Below are 19,214 nucleotides of genomic sequence, written 5' to 3' on the forward strand. Positions count from 1 at the left end.
CAAGATAGTCTCCTTCCCTTCAGACGCAAATATGAATTATAGCATAATTTTCTATCGTTTTGGTTGTTCTTTGTTTTATTTTTATCGAATCATTTGCTTGCGCCGCAAAATATTTCCATTCCACAGCAGTTCCTCGATATGACGTGCGCCGCGCAGTCCCATGAACGGGCTTTCCGACAAGCACAGCGCATCCTGCATGGGATAGGCAACGGGAAGATACTGCGTCCCCAGCGGATCAATATGGGCAGATTCGTTGCTGCTCCCGAGCAGCAGCCCGCCCTCCATCTCCGCAAGGAGTTCTCGTATCCGTACGGCATCCGTCTCGCCCAATATTTCATCCGCGAGAGGCAGGGCCTCCCGTGCCCCTGCCGCATCTGCCGCAACCGCGAGATGGCAGACATCTGCCCACTCCGTCCGAAGTGCCTGAGCAAGCCCCCAAGCAACGGAACGCGGAGCACGGATCAGCGCTGTGTCATAGCAGAGCTCCCCCCAGAGGCTCTTGCATTCGTTGATGCGCAGAAAGTCCTCACGCATCACGCGCGCAATCTCAGCCTCTGCCGCGTCTCCATGCAGGGGCGGCAGCACACGGGCGATCTCCTGCAGCCAGTGCCGCGTCCCTGCACGCCCATACGGCGGCAGCATTGCGAGATAGGGGGTGCCGCAGAGTTCATTGAGCAGGCGGGCGCTCCCCAGTCCGAGCTCATCGTGCACGACGATATTCAGTGCCGCACGCGACAGTGTGCCCATTCCCGCAGCGGACAGATCGCTGCCGAGGACGGCATTCACATGATAGCCCGCCATCTCAAGCAGGCGCACGAGTTCGCACACATCGTTGCCGCCATTGCAGTAGGTACTCGTCATACCGATCAAATTGACCGTATGCGCCTGTGTCTCCTGCCGCCCTGCCAGAAGCAGCGGCAGCGCGGTGCACGCTGCCTTGTCCCAACCGTCGGCAAAGCTGCCGGTAAGGCCGCTCGTATCGAGGGCGACGATCGGGCAGGTGATCCCCGCGCCGCGCGCAATCGCCTCAACATCGTCGCCGATGAGCCCTGCCGCACAGCTGCTGACAATCGCAAGCAGTGCGGGCGGCTGCTCCACATAGGGAGCAAGAGCCTCGTTCAGATACTCCTCCGCACCGAAGACAATCGCATCATTGTCAAGCTGCGTACAGAGCATACGATGGGAGATCGTCGCCTGACTGTGCTCAATGTGACGCATGGCAAAGAAATGGCACCAGAGGGGACCGTTGACGACGATCACCGCATCCTTGATCCCAGCAAAAAATGCCGCTGCCCCTGCCAGCGCACAGGTATCCGTACACATACAGACATCGTCGAAGGATTTTTCACGATCATCCATAGATCAGCCCTCCCCTGCTCTCGTGCCGATGCAGAATCCGCCGCATATCATCCAGCAGGCGGCGCTCTATCGACCAGCCGACCGACGGCAGCAGCGCAAGGAAGAGCTGGCGCAGCTTCGTATCGACGAGTTCATGTGTCGTGAGGACAAAGTCCACACGGTGCAGTAGTTCCTCGGCCACAGCATCTCCCTCATGATGAATGGGGACATCGGTGCGGCGCTGCAGCTCCTCTTCCATCACCGCACGCCGCTCGGGCATGAAGCAGTCCAGCAGGACGATGCCGATCAGTTCAATCCCTGCCTTGTCCAAGAGCCGCAAAACGATCTCCGGCTGGAACCATGTGAGGTCACGGCCGATGGCAAGTGCACATCTGTGCCCCGCAAGATCATTGCGTGCCTTTTCCACAGCAGCGGCAAAGGAAGCCTCCTCCGCCGCAATGGCCCGTTCCGCTGCCTCCTCGCGATGACAGATCTGACCGACACGCCGCAGCCACCGTGCTGTTTCCTCCGCCCCCACGGCGTAGACATCGGCAAGGTAGGGCGTGCCAAGACGATCTCTGATATGCGCGGCGAGTGCCGACAGCTGCGCCTGCTTCTCATTGTCCATGCGGCGGCCGAGCAGGATGACGAGCTCCGCCTCCGGCACCGCCTGCAGTTCATCGAGCGCAAGATAGGACGGGAACTGTCCCGTCACGCGCAGATCGAGCAGGGAGAGCAGCCGCTGCAGTTCCTTTACATATTCTCCGTGCATCCCCCCGCAGTCACCGAGGAGCACCACGGTTCCGTCCCGGCGTTTGGCGGGCTGCATAAAGCGATCCACGAGTGCCCGTGCAGCATCGAGGTAGCCCGCATAGTACTCCCCGTCGAGAAAGCCGTGTGCCGAGACCGCCATGACCGGAAGCTCCAGTTCCTCCTCCATCTCTGCCGCGATCGCCTGCGTATCGTCGCCGATCACACCGCTCACGCATGAGTTGGCGATAAACACTGCCTGCGGATGATATTTCTGCGCGGCAAAGCGAATGCACTCCCGCAGACGCTCCTCGCCGCCAAAGACCGCCTCGTTCTCGCTAAGCCCACTCGTCAGTAGCGGCACAGGAGAGAGGCGCACCGATGTGCCCGCCGCCGTCAGCCGATGGAAGCTGCTCACGTCCATCCCGTGCGCGATGTGGGCGCATGGACGCGGACTGTGAAAGATGACGAGCGCACCGCGCACGAAGGAGAGCGCACGCCAGACACCGGGCATGCTGCAGCTGCAGTTCGTACGGCGCACTCCGACGCGTTTGACCTCAATCCCCATAGCTTTCCACCAGTTCCTCGAGCTCCTCGAACGCCATCGGCGTCGGCACGGTCAGCATTTCATTCGTATCAATCGCGTGCGCGAGTGCCTTGTAGTGCTGCGCCTGCTCTGACTCCGGTGCGTAGGCGATGAGTGTCTGTCGATGGATCTCCGCCTCGTGCACGGCGCGCGAACGCGGGATATAGGTGATGAGCTGCGTCCCGATACGCGCGGCAAACGCCGCAAGGAGTTCGCGCTCGTTGTGCACGTCGCGCCCGTTGCCGATGATGCCGCCGAGCTTTACCGCACCGCGCGCAGCAAAGCGGCACACGCCCTTTGCAATATTGTTCGCCGCATACAGCGACATGAGCTCGCCCGAGGAGACGATGTAGATCTCCTCAGCGTACCCCTCGCGGATGGGAACGGCAAATCCGCCGCAGACCACATCGCCGAGGACATCGTAGAGTACGACATCCAGATCGTCAAAGGCATGAAGTGCCTTCAGGCGCTCAAGTGCTACAATGATCCCGCGTCCGGCGCAGCCAACCCCCGGATCGGGGCCGCCCGCCTCGATGCAGCGCACACCACCGGTGCCCTCATGGACGAGGTCGCCAAGCGTGAGTGCTGCGCCCTTCTTCTCACGCTCGAGATCGAGGATCGTGGACGGGGCAATACGACCGAGCAGCAGGCGCGTCGAGTCGTTTTTCGGATCGCAGCCGATCTGGCAGACACGCCGCCCCATCTGGGCAAATGCCGCAGATACATTCGCGGCTGTCGTGGATTTACCGATGCCGCCCTTGCCATAGAACGCAATTTTTTTCATAAGCTCACCTATTCTTACTCATATACTGCCCTCCGCCCGTTCCTCCAAATCCCCCTCAATGGAGAGATAGAGGCTGCGCAGCTCGTCCAGCGTTTCCTGTGAGGCGTTCCACAGGCCGCGCTGCTGTGCCTCAAGCAAGGTCTCTGCCATGCGGTGGAGCGCCCACGGATTGACCTCCTGCATCCACTCCTGCATCCCCGCATCGAGGACATATTTGCGTGCGTAACCCTCGTACATCCAGTCCTTCATCACGGCACTCGTCGCGTCCCACTGATAGCTGTGCGCCAGATAGTTGGCGAGATCGGAGGCTCCCTTGTAGCCGTGCTGTTTCATCCCCTCGATGAACTTCGGATTCATCGCCTCTCCACGGAACAGACGCGCCGCCTCCTCCGCAACGCTGCGCAGGACAATACGCTGCCGGTCGCTCGAATCGCCCGTATAGGAGCGCGGTGCCTTGCCCGTCAGCGCCCGCACAGTCGCAATCATACCGCCGTGGTAGGCGTTGTAGTCATCCGAGCTGAACATGTGCGTCTCACGCGTATCCTCATTTTTTACCGTGACATCCAGCCCCGCCATGCGCCGCTGAAAGACCTCCGGATCATACGCACGCGCCAACCCGTCACCGCCGTATGCCGTTCCCGAGAACCGCGTATAGACCGCGGCAAGATCGTCGAGGGTCTCCCATGCCTTTGACTCGAGCAGGTCAGCGACACCTGCGCCATACACCCCCGGCGGATCGCCAAAGATGCGTACAGAGGCACGTTCCCACGCGCTCTCCTGCGTCTCGCCCTGCTCCTTAAGCCATGCCGTATCGGAGAGGACGTGCTTGCGCACATAGTTCTCCTCATCGCTTTCCTCGAGATCGCGCACCATGCGCACCGCCTGATCCACCCAGCGTATGGCGTTCGGCACTGCATCACGGAACAGCCCGCTGATGCGTGCCGTCACGTCGATGCGCGGCCGCTGGAGCTCTGCGAGGGGGATGATCTCAAGCCCGCAGACACGCTGCGACGGACGCCGCCAGACAGGGCGCACGCCCATGAGGTAGAAGAGCTCCGCGATACACTGTCCATGACTGCGCATGTTCGAGCCCGCCCAGAAGACGATGCCGACCGCCTCGGGATAGCGCCCCTCATCGCTGATATACTGCTCGATGAGCGCATCCCCCAGCTGTTTGCCATACTCCCATGCAGCGGGCGTCGGCATACAGCGCGGATCGAGCCCGCAGAAATTGCGCCCCGTCGGCAGTACATCGACGCCGTTTGTCGTCGGTGCGCCCGCAGGGCTCGGCTCGATGTAACGCCCCGTGAGAGCACGCAGCGTCTCCGTGATCTCCCCCTCCGTGCGGCGCAGGCGCGGCACCATATCCTCCACGACCTCATGCAGCGCATGGGCAAAGGCGGCGTACATCTCCTCCGAGGAGCCGGCTATCACGGGCAGCTCCATCGCCCGCGCGACGGCCTCCGGTGCATAGTCATGCGCCGCAAGGAATGAGATGAGCGCACGCATCTCTGCCTCGACAGCGTCCAGCTTTCGCCCATAGGTCATGCCGTCCGCCGTCATGCGCTCGCTGTGTGTGAGCAGCTCCTCATAGTCGTACCCCGACTGCTCGGCAATGAGACGGACGAGGGATTTCTCCCCACCATGCTCCATGCGCACGAGCGCGCACAGAAAATCGATCAGCGCCTCGCCCGCAGGCGCACGTCCGAGGATGTGCAGCCCCGTGCGAATCTGCATATTCTTGAGGTCGGTCACATAGTTGTGGAGGGCATCGGCATAGTCGTCAAAGGAATCGCCTTCGTCGATTTCCCCCTCGAAATGACAGGCGGCAGCTTTCTCACGGACAAGCTCCTGCGCCGCCTCGATGTTGTCCGGCTGTGCTGCACGAAAATGGACGTACTCATCAAGAGCCTGCTCCAGTTCCTCGATCTCCTCAAACTCTCCCGCGAGTTCCATCGGCGGCGAGAGGTGACTGATGAGGCACGCCGCACCGCGCCGCTTTGCCTGAATCCCCTCCCCGACAATCGTGATCCAGTAGGGATAGATATCCGGCAGGTCGCCCAGCGACACATCCGGCCAGCAGCGGTTCGAGAGCGCCGTGCTCTTGCCCGGCAGCCACTCGAGAGAGCCGTGCGTCCCGACGTGAATGACCGCATCCGCCTGCCAGATGTCGCGCAGCCAGTGATAGTACCCGATGTAGTGGTGTGTGGGAGCGGCGTCCGGCGAGTGGAGCAGCTTGCCGGGATCCTCGCCAAAACCGCGAGGGGGCTGCACCGTGATAAAGAGATTCCCGTTCAGCGTGCCCGGGATGAGCAGTGTTCCATCGTAATTGAACACATCACCGGGCGCATCGCCCCAGTCCTTTATGAGCTGCATTCGCACCTGCTCGGGCAGTTCCGTAAAAAACGCACCATACTGCTCTGCCGTCAGCTGGCCATCGGCAGACGCTGCCTGCGCCGCACTCATAAAGCGGCGGTCATTCGTCGCGTGATCCGTCAGCAGATTCATGAACGCCTTGCCGCTCTCCGGGATCTCATCCATGACATAGCCTGCCGCCTGCATTGCTCGCAGCAAAGAGAGCACGCTCTCGGGCGAGTCCAGCCCCGCCGCGCTGCCGATGTTCGCATTCGTCGCCGGATAGTTGTGGAATACAATCGCGACTTTCTTCTCCGCGTTCGGCTTATGACGCAGAGCCGCCCACTTTCGCGCCTTTCGGGCAATCCGCTCCATGCGCTCATCCAGTGCCGCGTAGCTGATCTCACCGCTCTCGTCACGCACCTTCGCCGCGATCGGAACGGCGTGGATCACACCGTCAAACTCCGGCATAGCGACGCTCATCGAGACCTCCATCGGATCGAGCCCCGCCGGTGACTGCTCCCACTCCTCCTTTGGTGCGAGAACGGTATACGCCTCAAGAATGGGCACACCGAGCGCATAGAGAGCCTCGGGGCGCGTACCGCCTGCCTTGAGAGAGAACTTCATCGTGCTGATGATGACATCGACAAGGGGCTGTCCGTCCCTGCAAAAGTATTTCTCGATCGCCGCCATCAGCGTCGGAGACTCCACGCGTGCGTCGCGATAGGCGTTTGAGAACACGGCGACCGCGTTCATCCCCTCCGCCTCGATCGCACGGATAAGCGCCGTATGATAAGTAAAGTCCCCCGTAATCCACTCCGAGCGATAGAAGAGCACACCGACCGTCGGTCGTCCCTCCACGTAATACGCGCCAAGATAGCCCGCGATATCCTCAGGATCTCCCGCCCATGCCGGATGATAGACACCGTTCCATGCGAGCGGGGCGGGCTGCTCCGGCGTGCAGGGAATCCCCCCGAACGCTCCGCCGAGCCAGCGGAAGAGATTGCGCATATTCTCCTCGCCGTCATAGCGAAAATACGCCCACGTCCGCTGAATCTGCTCCTCCGAGAAGCCATACGTCACCTTGTCATGCTCCGCATGATCCACGACGATCAGATGCAAAATCCGATGCTTCTGCAAATCGCGCGACGCCTGCTTCAGGAAATCATTGTCCAGTCCCGTACCCATCCAGAGAAAGAGATGGAGATCCGCCGCCGCACGCCTTTCCTCCCAGCGATCCATACCGTTGACAGCACACACGCGTACCTCTGGTGCTTCCAGATACGCAGCACAACGACGCGCGAGTACAGTAACGCGCAAGATATTGGTGTAAACTGCAATCTTCATCTTCTTCACTGCTCCAGGATCTTCATTCAACGGGATGCGCGGACAATCTCAAGCACGCCCTCCGTCGAGAGCTGCTCCAAGGTGTAATATCGTGCGTCCATGCGGCGGGCGAGCTCCGGCGCAATACCGACGCGCGGGACGGCGCGCTCCGTATCAAGGACAAGACTGAGCGCCTGTGTCCCGGCAACCTCCTCCGCCGCCTGCAGGGCGCGCTGCACCCCCGCGTCCCCCTCTTTGGTGTTCGCCCGACCATCCGTGACCAGTACGAGAACATTTTTTCCGCCGCCCCTGCGCTCCAGCTCATGCAGCATCTGCATTGCGTGGGCAAGCCCCTCGGCAAGCGGGGTTCTTCCGCCCGTGGGGAGCTCACGCAGCTGCTTTTCCGCCAGTTCCACGCTGCGCGTCATCGGCAGGAGGGTCTCTGCACGATCGCGTCGAAAGGCAATGAGCCCCACGCAGTCACGCTTTTGATACGCCTCCTGCAAGAGGGAAAGAATCGCGCCCTTCACCATGCGCATACGCTCACGTGCGCCCATCGAGCCGCTGGCATCAACGAGGAAGAGAATGTTCGCTGCCGTGCGTTTTGCCCGTACCCAGACGCGCACATCCTCGGGATGGATGACAACTGCCTGACTACCCTGACGCACACGCTGATGGGGCGCGGCAGCACGCAGCGTCGCAGCGAGCGCGAGATCGGGGCGGCGGCCGGCACGCGGCATCTCCGTTCGCAGGCCGCGCCCGTCTGCTGTATGCGTTTGGAGGATGTCACGCTTGCCGCTCTTTCCGCCCTGTGCACGCATCGTCATGGAAAGAAGCGAGAGGCGCGCCATGATCCCTTCGAGTGGGGCGGCAATGCAATCCTCCGCGTCGCCGCTGGAAGTATCCTCCTCCGAGGGCGGTGCATCATCCGTCTCATCCTGCGGTGGAAGCGGATCCTGCGCGTCATCCGGTACATCGCTATTGCCCTGCTCCGGCACATTCGCGTTGTCAGGCGGTGGCTGCTGTTCCTCCTGCGAGCGGTTCATCCGATGCACGAGTACGAACTCCGCCGCCTCCTCCACATCCACGGGCATAATGAATGCCCTGCCCGCGAGTGCTGCAAGCGCACGCGCTGCCTCGATGAGATAGATCTCCGCATGGTTTCCGACACAGTGCGCACGCAGGACGCAGGCGGCCGCAAAGTGCAGAATAGCAGACGGCACTGCCACGCGCGGCAGGAGGCCACGTGCACGGCAAATCGAGGCTGCAAAATCCTCCTCCTGTGCGGCATAGGACGCACGAAACGCCGCCGGGTCACGCTCAAAGGTGAGTACCCGTGCGGCGATCTCCCTGCGTTGTGCAGGGTCAGTCACATCCTCCATCGACACAAAAAGCCCGAAGGCATCCAGCAGGGTGGGGCGGAGCGTCCCCTCGGCGGGATCCATCGTGCCGACAGGCGTATAGGAAACTTCTTCGGTAAATGAAAGCCCATCCCGCTCAAGGCGAAAGAATCGATCCTCGGCACATTTCAGAACCGTGGACAGAATGTCCTCGCGCAGGAGATTCACCTCGTCCATATAGAGGAAGGTATTACGCGCACGATGAAGAAGCCCATGCCGCAGACGCCGTTCTCCCTGCTGCAGGGCAGCCTCTATGTCGATCGTGCCGAAGATCATATCCTCCGACGCACCGAGCGGCAGTTCCGCCATGCGTCCCGTCACCGTAAAGGGGGCTGCCGCACGGACAAGAACGGATTTTGCCGTTCCACTCGTACCGGAGATCAGGAGGGCGCCGGCAAGCGGGTTCACCAGTACAGCCGCAAGTGCGCGTTTCGCGTGCTCCTGCCCGACCACAGCAGTCAGTGGATAATGCGGGGTGTTCAAGCTCTTTCCTCCGAAATGCAGTTTACGCAGATGCTCCCAAGATCGCATCCACCGCGCTCCAGTCGACCGCCCCTTCCTCGAAGGGACGGCGGCGCATACGGTGTGCGAGGACAAGTCGGCTGACGCGCAGCAAGTCCTCTGCGTTGACAGCAGTTCGTCCGGCAAGTGCCGCGTGTGCAATCCCTGCCTTGATGAGGGTAATATCGGCACGATGCCCGTCAACGCCGAGCGTCAACGAGACCTGCGCCGCCAGCCCAAGGATGTCGTCGGGCACTGCCACATTGGCAACGCGCTGACGTGCTGCGACAATCTGCGTGCGCAGCTGCTCCTGCTCTGCCGCGTATGTCGCGGCAAAGGCATCTGCATCCCGCTCGTAGGCAATCCGACGACGGATCACCTCAACGCGGCTTTCGGCATCCTGCTCCCCCGCAACGGTCACTGAGAGCGCAAAACGGTCGAGAAGCTGCGGACGGATATCCCCCTCCTCCGGATTCATCGTACCGATGAGAACGAAGCGTGCCGGATGCGCATAGGAAATCCCCTCGCGCTCAACGGTGTTGACGCCCATTGCAGCCGAGTCGAGCAGGATATCGACGATATGATCCTCAAGCAGGTTGATCTCATCCACATAGAGGATATTGCGGTTCGCGGCCGCCAGAATGCCGGGCTCGAACGCCTTGCGTCCATGCTGGATCGCGGTCTCCATGTCGAGCGTCCCGACCACGCGGTCCTCCGTCGCACTGACGGGCAGCTCCACCACGCACATCGGAATTTCTTCCTGCGGCAGTTTCCCCTCTGCGCTTCTCTCTTGACAGGCATCACAGTAGAGCTCGGGGCGTGCGGGATCACAGTGACAGGCACAGCCGCGCACGGCGTGCAGATCCGGCAGGAGCGCAGCGGCAGCGCGTACGGCAGTGGATTTTGCCGTTCCCTTCTCTCCCTTGATGAGCACACCGCCGAGAGAGGGCATGACTATACTGAGGAGAAGAGCCGTCTTCATCTCTTTCTGCCCAACGATTGCAGTAAACGGGTAAACTGTTCTATGTTTCATTGACCTGTCCTCTTATTGCATTGTACAGCTACGTTCAGCGACTCCTTCATCGCCGCACGCTTCAGTGCACATTCGGCATCGGAGGCGGCGGGATGTCCCTGCTCAGCCCTGCGTGCATAGCACGCGCCGCCGCAGGCGGAAAAATCCACACACGTCCTGCAGAACGCCATAGCATTCTGCATCTCCTGCGCCACCTCTTTCTGGCGCTGCACATCAATGCCACGTTCCACATCGCCGAGCAGAAAGTGCGCATCGCCGACAAAGGAGGAACAGGCGTAGATATTTCCAAGCGCGTCAACGTGTACCCCCGCCCCGTTCATCGCATGACAGTGGGAAAATCCACTGCCTGTGCGCTGGGCAAGACACGCCGCCTGCTCCATCTGGCTAATCGCCATAGAGTGGCCGATCATTCGCCCGAGTTTGCGGTTCAGCGCAAAAACCGCTTCCATCGCCTGCGCCATGTCCTCGGCCCGTGCGCTGCGAACGGCAGAGCCACGCCCCTGTGGCCGCAGGAGATCAAAGCCCACACGGCGCACATTGCCGAGATAGTATGCCATCTCGACAACACCGGAAAGCTCTGTAACATTGTCCGCTGTGACGACTGTGGTCAGGCCGATCTCCATGCCGCACTGCGCAAGCTGACGAATCCCTGCGATAACATCCGCTGCCGTACCTCTGCCGTCAGGATAACAGCGAAGTGCATCGTGCACAGCAGGTCTACCGTCAAGGCTGACGCCGATCCCAATGCGCGCACGACGCAGAAAAGTCGCCGTCTCCTCGGTCAGCAATGTTCCGTTGGTCTGCAAATCCATGCGTGCCGGGATACGCTTGCTGCGCACGTAGTCTGCCATCTGACGCAGCAGCGGCAGTGCAAGGAGGGGTTCTCCCCCCGAGAACTGCAGGATAAAGGGCATTTTGCCCGTCGCCGCAAGGTCGATGGCACGCCGCGCCGTCTCCCATGTCATCGTGCGTCTGTCCTGCGCTGCGGCATAGCAGTAGCGACACGCAAGGTTACAACTTCCGGTAAGGCTCATGACGAGCATGCGCAGTGGTACTGCCCCGATGCCCTTACTTTTCATCGGCAAAGCGCTCCGGATAGACAGCGCGTGCCAATGCGTAGACAGCATCTGCCGCATTCTGTGAAGTATTGTAACGATACCGATCCGGAACCACATAGAGGTGATTTTCCTGCACGGCCTTCACATGGATAAACAAGGGGTCTCTGCAGAGTTTTTCGCGAAATTCCTCCGTCGTTTTCCCCTCTGTACTCCACGTCGGCAGTAGGAATACGTCGGGGTTGAGTGCCACCACCTGCTCCATCGAGACCGCAGTCGTCGCCGTCAGCCCCGCCATCGCCACACCATTGCGCAGGGAGGCACGGCGGCACATATCGTCAAAGAGCCCATCCTTGCGTCCAAACACACCGCTGAACGCAAATGCAACGACGATGGGGCGCTCCTCCTCCGGGATGTCTCCAACGCGCCGCTCCACATCAGCGAGAAGGGCACGTTTTTCGGCGATGCGTGCGGCGGCATTTTCCTCCTGTCCAATCAGGCGTCCAACCGTCTCAATGCGCGCAAAGATGTCCTCGAGGTTATTCGGCGTACGTGAGACAAAGACGGGAATCCCCAAATCGCGCAGGCTGTCCACCAGCTCCTTCGGTATGCCGTCAATCGCAAGGACAAGATCTGGATCCAGTGCCGCAACGCGCTCCGGACTTCTGTCCTTGAGTTTGACGGATACGGCGCGTGCCTCTTCCGTCATGCAGGATATTCCCGGATCATCCACCGTGGAGGTGAGCCCCGCGATCTGCTCTGGCGGAGCGATCCCAAGGAGAATCTCATCCATCCCTCGTCCCAGTGACACGATCCGATGCGGTCTTTCCGTGACAACGACCTCCGCCCCGGTATCATCCGTTCCGCGATAGAATACCTCTCCATCGCCCCCTCCTCGCGCCCCGTTCCCACATCCTGCAAGGAGAAGAAGGCAGCCCGCGACAAAGAGTGCATAGAGCAGCCACTTAGAAGGCATGGGTATATGCGTATTGCAGTTTCTTTGCATGCTTCATTCTTCGTCACCTTTCTTCATCCTGCATCGATGAACCTGCACGCAAAACGAGAAGATGCACATCAAAAGACCCCTCCTGCATACACAGAAGGGGTTTTTACACAACAAAGGATCACGCTGTATCCGCAGACACACTGGAATCCCCATCCCTATCACTCGCAGGTCAAACGGCGATTGTCAATCAGGCAGTTCTCCTGGCTCCAGTTCCTCGCGCACCTGCGCCTTCCCGAGGGAAATCCCTCAGTGGCGGAGACAATGTCCCCATGCAGGGTTGCTCACTGATACAGTGGCGTGACCGCTCCGGCTTGATGGGAAAATACGTTTCCTTACCGGATTCTCTATTATATCTCTGCAAACTGTCAAACGACCTGGCAGTTCGCGCCGATACCTGATCCACTTCATATAAAGTTTTCATAAAACGCATTTATAGTAACATTGGAAGAATTGCTTGTCAATACGACAAAGGGATATTTTACAAATCATCTCAATACGCTGGGATTTTTCCGAGTCTATTTTTCCAGCAAATAGAGATAGTCCCCATAGCCCTCCTCCTCCATGTCCTCCTTCGGGATGAACCGCAGGGACGCACTGTTGATGCAGTAGCGCAGCCCACCCGTTGCGGCGGGGCCATCGTCAAATACATGCCCGAGATGCGCGCCGCTCGCTGCTGCCGTGACCTCGGTACGCACCATGCCGTGCGAGCGATCTTCCTGCTCTGCAATCAGCGCCGCATCGATCGGACGTGAGAACGCCGGCCAGCCGCAGCCCGAGTCATATTTATCCGTGGAGACAAAAAGCGGCTCGCCCGTCGTGATGTCACAGTAGATACCCGCACGGAACTCGTGATCGTATTCGTTGCGGAAGGGCGGCTCTGTCGCCTTCTCCTGGGTAACGGCGTACTGCAGATCCGTGAGACGTTCTCTGAGTTCAGCCTTTGTCGGCTTTTCATCATGACGCACGTTTTTCTTCTCCCCCATCGGTTCGGCTTCCGCACGTTTCTCACGCATCGCAGCGATGAGCGCAGGGGAGATATGGCAGTAACCGTTGGGATGCTTCTCGAGATACTCCTGATGATCGTCTTCTGCACGATAAAAGTTCACGATCGGTCCCATCTCGACAGCCGTCTTCTGACCGAGACGATTCTGCAGTGCGTCCAACGACGCACGGATGATCGATGCATCCTTGCCGCCGTCTGCCTTCACATAGTAAATGCCCGAACGATACTGCCGCCCGACGTCGTTGCCCTGCCGATCGACTGCCGTCGGGTCGATGGAGTCGTAAAATGCGGTAAGAAGCTGATCGAGCGAAATGATGTGCGGATCATAGATAACGTGAACCGCCTCCGCATGCCCGCTGCCGCTGCATACCTCCGCATAGGAAGGATGGGCACTCATACCGTTTGCATAGCCGCACTCTGCAGAGACAACGCCCGGCACCAGACTGAGGTAGAGTTCCGTCCCCCAGAAGCAGCCGCCGGCGAGATAGATCTCCTTCTGTCCTGCGGCAGCTTGGTTCTCCTGCACGATCTCACGCGGCATCTCACTCGACGACGATGCGGGTGCACCGCAGCCGCCGATGCAGCTGAGCAGGCCGAGGGCACAGATACCGCGCAATAGTAATGCATTCATGATAATCTCCTTTCAGCAAGAATCAAAGATTACGGCTTGATCTCACTTGCCGGAGGGAGCTGCCAGTCGATGGGCGTCTCCCCCACACGCGTGAGGAAGTCGTTGACACGCGAGAATGGATGACTGCCGAAGAAGCCGCGGTGCGCTGAGAGGGGGCTCGGATGCGGCGACTCGACGATGAGATGGCGCGGATTCGTGATCAGGCTGCGTTTCTTCCGTGCAGGACTGCCCCAGAGGATGAAGGCGAGCGGTTTCTCACGTGCCCCGAGGAGGCGAATGATGGTATCAGTGAACCGCTCCCACCCGCGTCCCGCGTGTGATGCCGCCGCATGAGCGCGCACGGTAAGAAGGGTGTTGAGGAGGAGCACGCCCTGCCGCGCCCACGGGATGAGACAGCCGTGATCGGGCGGGACGATTCCGAGATCGTCCTGCATCTCCTTGTAGATATTCAGCAGCGACGGCGGCGGATCAACGCCGACCTGCACGGAAAATGACAGCCCATGCGCCTGTCCGTCTCCATGGTAGGGATCCTGACCAAGAATGACGACCTTCGTATCGGCAAAGCTTGTGTAGTGCAGTGCATTAAAGATCGAATACATATCGGGGTACACACGCCGTGTACGGTACTCCTCAATGAGGAATGCGCGCAGCTCACGATAGTAGGGCTGCGCCATCTCATCCGCAAGGAGTTCCTGCCAATCATTTTGGAAAATTGCCTTTGCCATGCTAAACTCTCTCGTAAACTTCAAATATGCAGTCTTGCCCTGTGCTGCTGCTTGTCATGGAAAATCCATCCAGCGAAGGAAAAAAGACATCTGCATCGTAGCTGCCCGAAAGACGTGTCACATACGCCCGCCATACATACGGCAGAAGCAGGCGGTAGCATGCTGCGCCGCCGATCACAAAGATCGGACGCGCCTCCTCCGCCGTCAGGCGCCCCAGAAGACGCCAGAGTGCCAAGATGTCGGCTGCTGCATAGAATCCGTCTATCTTCTGCATCGTTCGTGAGAGGACGATATTCGCACGCCCCACGAGCGGACGCCTCCCCGGCAGACTCTCCATTGTACGCCGTCCCATGACGACGATGCTGCCCATCGTCATACTGCGAAAATGTGCCATATCCTCGGGGCAGTCGGTGAGCAGATGCCCCGCCCGTCCGATCCCGCCCGCATCATCCACTGCCGCGATGAGTTCGAGCGGGTACGGGGCAGATACTTCGGGGGCACGCACAATCCCCGATGCATCCGCCTCCTCCCGCCATGCGGAAATTGGTCTGCCGTCAACGCAGAGCGTCGATGCGATCTCCGCCAGCGGAACGAGCACAAAGGCACGCTCCGTCAGATAGGGGTGCGGCAGAGTCAGCCGCTTCTGTGCAGACGTGACGCCGTCCACATGGAGCAGATCGAGATCTATCGTACGTGCGCCCCAATGCTCATGCCGCACGCGCCCGAGTTCCCGTTCGATGCACTGCATCGCCGCGAGCAGCTCCTCGGGCGTACGGTCAAACGTGATGCGCGCGGCGGCATTCAAAAAAGGCGGCTGATCTGTCTTGCCCCACGGCGGCGTCTCATAAAATGCAGAGACACGCTCCACACGAATGCCGTCCTGTTCCGACAGCCGCCGCAGTGCCGCGCGCATCGTCTCACCGCGTTCGCCGAGATTTGCCCCAAGCCCGATATACGCTGTCCGTGCCATCACTGTCCCCTGTCCCGCGTGATGGAGATCCCGACATCCGCAAAGATACCCGCGATCGGCGCAGCAGGTTTATGCACGGTGAGCGTAATGGAATGGACCCGAGGGAATGCCGCAAGAATCTGTGCCGCAGCATCCTCCGCAATGGTCTCAAGCAACGCCTTCGGTGCTCCCTCGATCACCCGACGTATCAGCTCATAGACCTCAGCGTAGTTCACGGTGTTCCGAAGATCGTCCGTCTCCCCTGCCGCACGCAGATCAAGCCCCAGCTCCACATCCGCCTCGAACGACTGCGGCACTTCCCGCTCATGAGGAAGGACACCATGACAAGCCATAAAGCGCATACCGTGCAGAAAAATACGATCCATCCTACGCCCCCAATATTGCATCCGTCATGCGGCACATCCGCGCAATCGGCTTCACATCATGCACGCGCACAATGGATGCACCGCGCAGAATACCAAGGACGCACGCCGCCCCCGTAGCCTCCATGCGTTCCGTGACGGGCAGATCAAGCGCCGCCCCGATAAAGCTTTTGCGGCTCGCACCGAGCAGCACGGGATAGTCTGTTCCGTCATAGGAGATAAGCTCGTCCATGCGCCGAAGAACGTGCATATTCTGCTCTGCCGTCTTGCCGAAACCGATGCCGGGGTCGAGGATGAGATTGTCCCGTGCCAGTCCTGCCGCATCCGCCGCTGCAAAGGAACGCGCGAAAAAATCCCGCATTGCGTTGATGATGTCTCCCGCGTATACCGTTCCGTTCTGATTGTGCATCACGACGACGGGCGCATGCATCTCTGCCGCCGCATGCGCCATCGCCCCCGGCTCCTCGGCGTACTGAAGCCCCCATATATCATTCAGGAGATGCGCGCCCGCACGCAGCGCCGCGCGCGCCGTCTCCGCCTTGAACGTATCCACGGAAACGGGCACGGGGCATGCGGGCAAAACGGCTTCGAGGAACGGCAGCAGCCGCTCCGTCTCCTCCGCCGCGCTCATCGGCACAAAGCCGGGACGGCTGGACTCCGCCCCGACGTCGATGATGTCCGCCCCGTCCCGCACCATCTCCTCCATGTGGCGGAGCGCATCGTCGCGCGTGTTCCACTTGCCGCCGTCAGAAAACGAGTCCGGCGTCACGTTCAGAATCCCCATGACAAGCGTCCGCCCGCCAAGGGTCAGTTCCTTCCCGTCAGCAAAGCGATAGTGTCGATTCGCCGTCATCCTGTGCTCCTCTCTCCATCCCAAGCATCGTCCATGCCTGCATCCGTGATGCTGCATCCGTGCGAAATATGCCGCAGGACGCCGACGTCGTTGTCCGTGCACCGTGTGCTCGTGCGCCGCGCATCATCATGCAGAGCTGCTGCGCATCGAGGACGACAAGCACGCCTTCCGCCCCAAGTCCGCACTCGATCTCACGCGCGATGTCCCCCGTCAGCCGTTCCTGCAGCTGAGGACGGCGCGCCATCGACGCGACCAGCCGCGCAAATACGCCAAAGCCCGCCACGCGGCCCGCATGGGGCTGGTAGACGATGTGCGCCGTGCCGAAGAACGGCAGCAAATGATGCTCACACATCGAATAAAATGGAATGGCGCGTACGGCAACGAGGCCGTCCGTCTCCTCCGTCAGGACATCCGCCCAAAGTTCCGCCCTATCTTCATGCAGCCCCGCAAAGAGCTCCGCATAGAGCTGTGCGGCACGCAGCGGCGTCTCCTCCATCCCCTGCGCCGCAGTGTCTACGCCAAGTGCTGCGAGAAATTCACGCATGGCGCGTACGGCGCGCGGAAGATCCGCCGCGTACTCTGTCTCCATCTCCGTCCCCCCGTTTCCTGCCGGCCTTTACCCACGCCGCAATCGACGCCGTATCGTGCGGCGTCGTACGGCAGCAGCCGCCGATGATGCGAGCCCCCGCCGCTGCGTATTCCCGCGACCGTGCGCCAAAATCCTCCGCCGCACCGCGCCACACCCGTGCCGCCGCATCATAGTACTCACCGGAGTTCGGATAGACGACGATGGGCTTATCGGTCTCCTGCCGAATCATTCGGATCAGACCGCTCACATACTGCGGTGCTGTGCAGTTCACACCGATTGCTGCTGCCTCGGGCACGGCATCGAGCACACGAGCACATTCCGCAATCTCCGTCCCGTCGCTGATGTGCGCACCGTCTCGGCAGGAGAACGAGAAATACGCGGGGATGCGGATCCCCTCCGCCCGCAGTGCGCGGACGATGGCGCATGCCTCATGGAGGCACGGCAGGGTCTCACAGGCGAGAAGATCGGGCGCAGCGGAGGCGAGAATCCGCAGCCGCTGTGCGTGAAACGCTGTGAGCGTGTCCTCCTCCACGTCATAGTCGCCGCGATACTCCGAACCGTCGGCAAGATACGCTCCGTATGGTCCGACGGACGCCGCCACGAGCGGCACAGCGGCATCTCCGCCGCACTCTGCACGATAGAGATCGCGCGCCTCCTGCGCCAGCCGCACGGAGCGGCGCAGCAGCTCTGCTGCCTTCTCCGCCGTAAAGCCGCGCCGCATAAAACCGGCGACGGTCGCCTGATAGCTTGCGCTTGTCAGGACATCTGCACCCGCACGCAGATAATCCAGATGAATCTCACGCACGAGGTTGGGGCGTTCAAAGAGCGCCTTTGCCGACCAGAGCGGATCATCGACGGAGAAACCGCGCGCCTCCAGCTCCGTTGCCAGTGCTCCGTCAAGGACGAGCACATCCTGCACAGCAAGCCGCGCCTCTAAGACATTCATCCCATCCCCCCCATGCCAAAAAACGCCCCCCTGCACACGGAACACAGTTCATGCGGCAGAAGAGCGAGAGATGGTGTCACTTCAGCAGGCCATGCTTACGCAGTGCCGCATCGAGCTGTGCCGCATGCGCCGGCTCCATCTCCGCGAGCGGCATGCGCAGTGGTCCCGCATCGTAGCCGAGGCGGCGCATCGCCGTTTTGACGGGGATGGGGTTGACCTCACAGAAGAGTGCATCGATGAGATCTGCATAGTCGATCTGCATCTTTGCCGCCGTGCGCACATCACCATCAAAATAATGCTGACATATATCGTGTGCCGCGCGCGGCGCAACATTCGACAGCACGGAGATCACACCCGAACCGCCGAGCGACAGAATCGGCACAATCTGGTCATCGTTGCCGGAGTAGACCGCAAAATCATCGCCCGTCGCGGCGCGCAGACGCAGGATCGCCGTGAGATCGCCGCTCGCTTCCTTCACGCCGACGATGCGGGGATGCTGCGAAAGCTTTGCATACGTTTCCGTCTTAATACCGACACCCGTACGCGACGGCACATTGTAGAGAATCGCCGGAATGCCGACGCTGTCCGCAATCTTCGTATAGTGGGCAACGAGACCATTCTGCGTGCATTTATTGTAGTACGGCGTGACGAGGAGGAGCGCATCGGCACCGACCTTTTCGGCATACTGCGACAGCTCGATCGCGTAGGACGTCTCATTCGAGCCCGTACCTGCAACAACGGGAATGCGCCCGTCCACCTTCTCCACAGTATAGCGAATTGCCTCGCGATGCTCTGCATCTGTCATCGTCGCGGACTCGCCTGTCGTCCCCGTGATGACGATGGCATCCGTCCCGCCCGCAATCTGATCCTCAATGATGCGTCCAAGCTCGTTGTAGTTGACCCCAGTCTCCGTAAACGGCGTAATAATGGCAACGCCCGCACCGCGAAAAATCTCTTTTCTCATGGCAAGCTCCCCCTTTATTTATTCTGTCATCATTATC

16 protein-coding genes and 1 riboswitch are annotated in these 19,214 nt (G+C 60.5%); all 16 genes read right to left on the reverse strand.

Annotated features, from left to right (window positions below; translation table 11 throughout):
• Positions 1-81: 81 nt before the first annotated feature.
• A complete protein-coding gene (locus HMPREF9166_RS04185; protein ID WP_009442809.1) occupies positions 82-1,359 on the reverse strand; it encodes a nitrogenase component 1 in 1,278 nt (425 codons plus the stop codon).
• The gene (locus tag HMPREF9166_RS04190) at positions 1,352-2,656 is read right to left on the reverse strand and encodes a nitrogenase component 1 (protein ID WP_009442810.1); all 1,305 of its coding nucleotides are present in this window, start codon (positions 2,654-2,656) and stop codon (positions 1,352-1,354) included. The genes HMPREF9166_RS04185 and HMPREF9166_RS04190 overlap by 8 nt, the downstream gene beginning before the upstream one ends.
• Complete coding sequence (locus tag HMPREF9166_RS04195) at positions 2,646-3,458, reverse strand: AAA family ATPase (protein ID WP_009442811.1); 813 nt, start codon at positions 3,456-3,458, stop codon at positions 2,646-2,648. The genes HMPREF9166_RS04190 and HMPREF9166_RS04195 overlap by 11 nt, the downstream gene beginning before the upstream one ends.
• A gap of 18 nt (positions 3,459-3,476) precedes the next feature.
• Entirely contained in the window at positions 3,477-7,160 is a 3,684-nt protein-coding gene (gene cobN, locus HMPREF9166_RS04200) for a cobaltochelatase subunit CobN (RefSeq protein ID WP_009442818.1), read from the reverse strand.
• A 26-nt stretch (positions 7,161-7,186) separates the two neighbouring features.
• Entirely contained in the window at positions 7,187-9,022 is a 1,836-nt protein-coding gene (locus HMPREF9166_RS04205) for a VWA domain-containing protein (RefSeq protein ID WP_039981001.1), read from the reverse strand.
• Between the two features lie 22 nt (positions 9,023-9,044).
• On the reverse strand, positions 9,045-10,073 hold the full coding sequence (locus tag HMPREF9166_RS04210) for an ATP-binding protein (RefSeq protein ID WP_009442821.1): 1,029 nt from the start codon (positions 10,071-10,073) through the stop codon (positions 9,045-9,047).
• On the reverse strand, positions 10,070-11,152 hold the full coding sequence (locus HMPREF9166_RS04215; RefSeq protein ID WP_009442822.1) for a radical SAM/SPASM domain-containing protein: 1,083 nt from the start codon (positions 11,150-11,152) through the stop codon (positions 10,070-10,072). Before HMPREF9166_RS04215 ends, HMPREF9166_RS04210 begins: the two co-directional genes overlap by 4 nt.
• Positions 11,142-12,104, reverse strand: coding sequence for an ABC transporter substrate-binding protein (locus HMPREF9166_RS04220; RefSeq protein WP_009442823.1), 963 nt, complete (start codon positions 12,102-12,104; stop codon positions 11,142-11,144). Before HMPREF9166_RS04220 ends, HMPREF9166_RS04215 begins: the two co-directional genes overlap by 11 nt.
• Before the next feature lie 202 nt (positions 12,105-12,306).
• Positions 12,307-12,547: riboswitch (cobalamin riboswitch) on the reverse strand.
• Positions 12,548-12,649: 102 nt separating this feature from the next.
• Positions 12,650-13,768 (reverse strand): peptide-methionine (R)-S-oxide reductase MsrB, encoded by a 1,119-nt coding sequence (gene msrB / locus HMPREF9166_RS04225; protein ID WP_009442824.1) that lies wholly within the window; start codon positions 13,766-13,768, stop codon positions 12,650-12,652.
• Positions 13,769-13,797: 29 nt separating this feature from the next.
• A complete protein-coding gene (locus tag HMPREF9166_RS04230) occupies positions 13,798-14,493 on the reverse strand; it encodes a uracil-DNA glycosylase (protein WP_039981005.1) in 696 nt (231 codons plus the stop codon).
• Between the two features lies 1 nt (position 14,494).
• Entirely contained in the window at positions 14,495-15,463 is a 969-nt protein-coding gene (folK, locus tag HMPREF9166_RS04235; RefSeq protein WP_009442826.1) for a 2-amino-4-hydroxy-6-hydroxymethyldihydropteridine diphosphokinase, read from the reverse strand.
• On the reverse strand, positions 15,463-15,828 hold the full coding sequence (folB, locus tag HMPREF9166_RS04240; RefSeq protein ID WP_009442827.1) for a dihydroneopterin aldolase: 366 nt from the start codon (positions 15,826-15,828) through the stop codon (positions 15,463-15,465). The genes folK and folB overlap by 1 nt, the downstream gene beginning before the upstream one ends.
• A 1-nt stretch (position 15,829) precedes the next feature.
• Positions 15,830-16,678 (reverse strand): dihydropteroate synthase, encoded by an 849-nt coding sequence (gene folP / locus HMPREF9166_RS04245; RefSeq protein WP_009442828.1) that lies wholly within the window; start codon positions 16,676-16,678, stop codon positions 15,830-15,832.
• Positions 16,647-17,267: a GTP cyclohydrolase I gene (folE, locus tag HMPREF9166_RS04250; protein ID WP_009442829.1), complete on the reverse strand. Its 621-nt coding sequence runs from the start codon at positions 17,265-17,267 to the stop codon at positions 16,647-16,649. The genes folP and folE overlap by 32 nt, the downstream gene beginning before the upstream one ends.
• The gene (mmuM, locus tag HMPREF9166_RS04255) at positions 17,215-18,213 is read right to left on the reverse strand and encodes a homocysteine S-methyltransferase (RefSeq protein ID WP_009442830.1); all 999 of its coding nucleotides are present in this window, start codon (positions 18,211-18,213) and stop codon (positions 17,215-17,217) included. Before mmuM ends, folE begins: the two co-directional genes overlap by 53 nt.
• Before the next feature lie 76 nt (positions 18,214-18,289).
• A complete protein-coding gene (gene dapA, locus HMPREF9166_RS04260) occupies positions 18,290-19,177 on the reverse strand; it encodes a 4-hydroxy-tetrahydrodipicolinate synthase (protein ID WP_009442831.1) in 888 nt (295 codons plus the stop codon).
• Positions 19,178-19,214: the final 37 nt, after the last annotated feature.

The organism is Selenomonas sp. oral taxon 149 str. 67H29BP (assembly GCF_000146365.1).
Taxonomy (GTDB): Bacteria; Bacillota; Negativicutes; order Selenomonadales; family Selenomonadaceae; genus Centipeda; species Centipeda felix.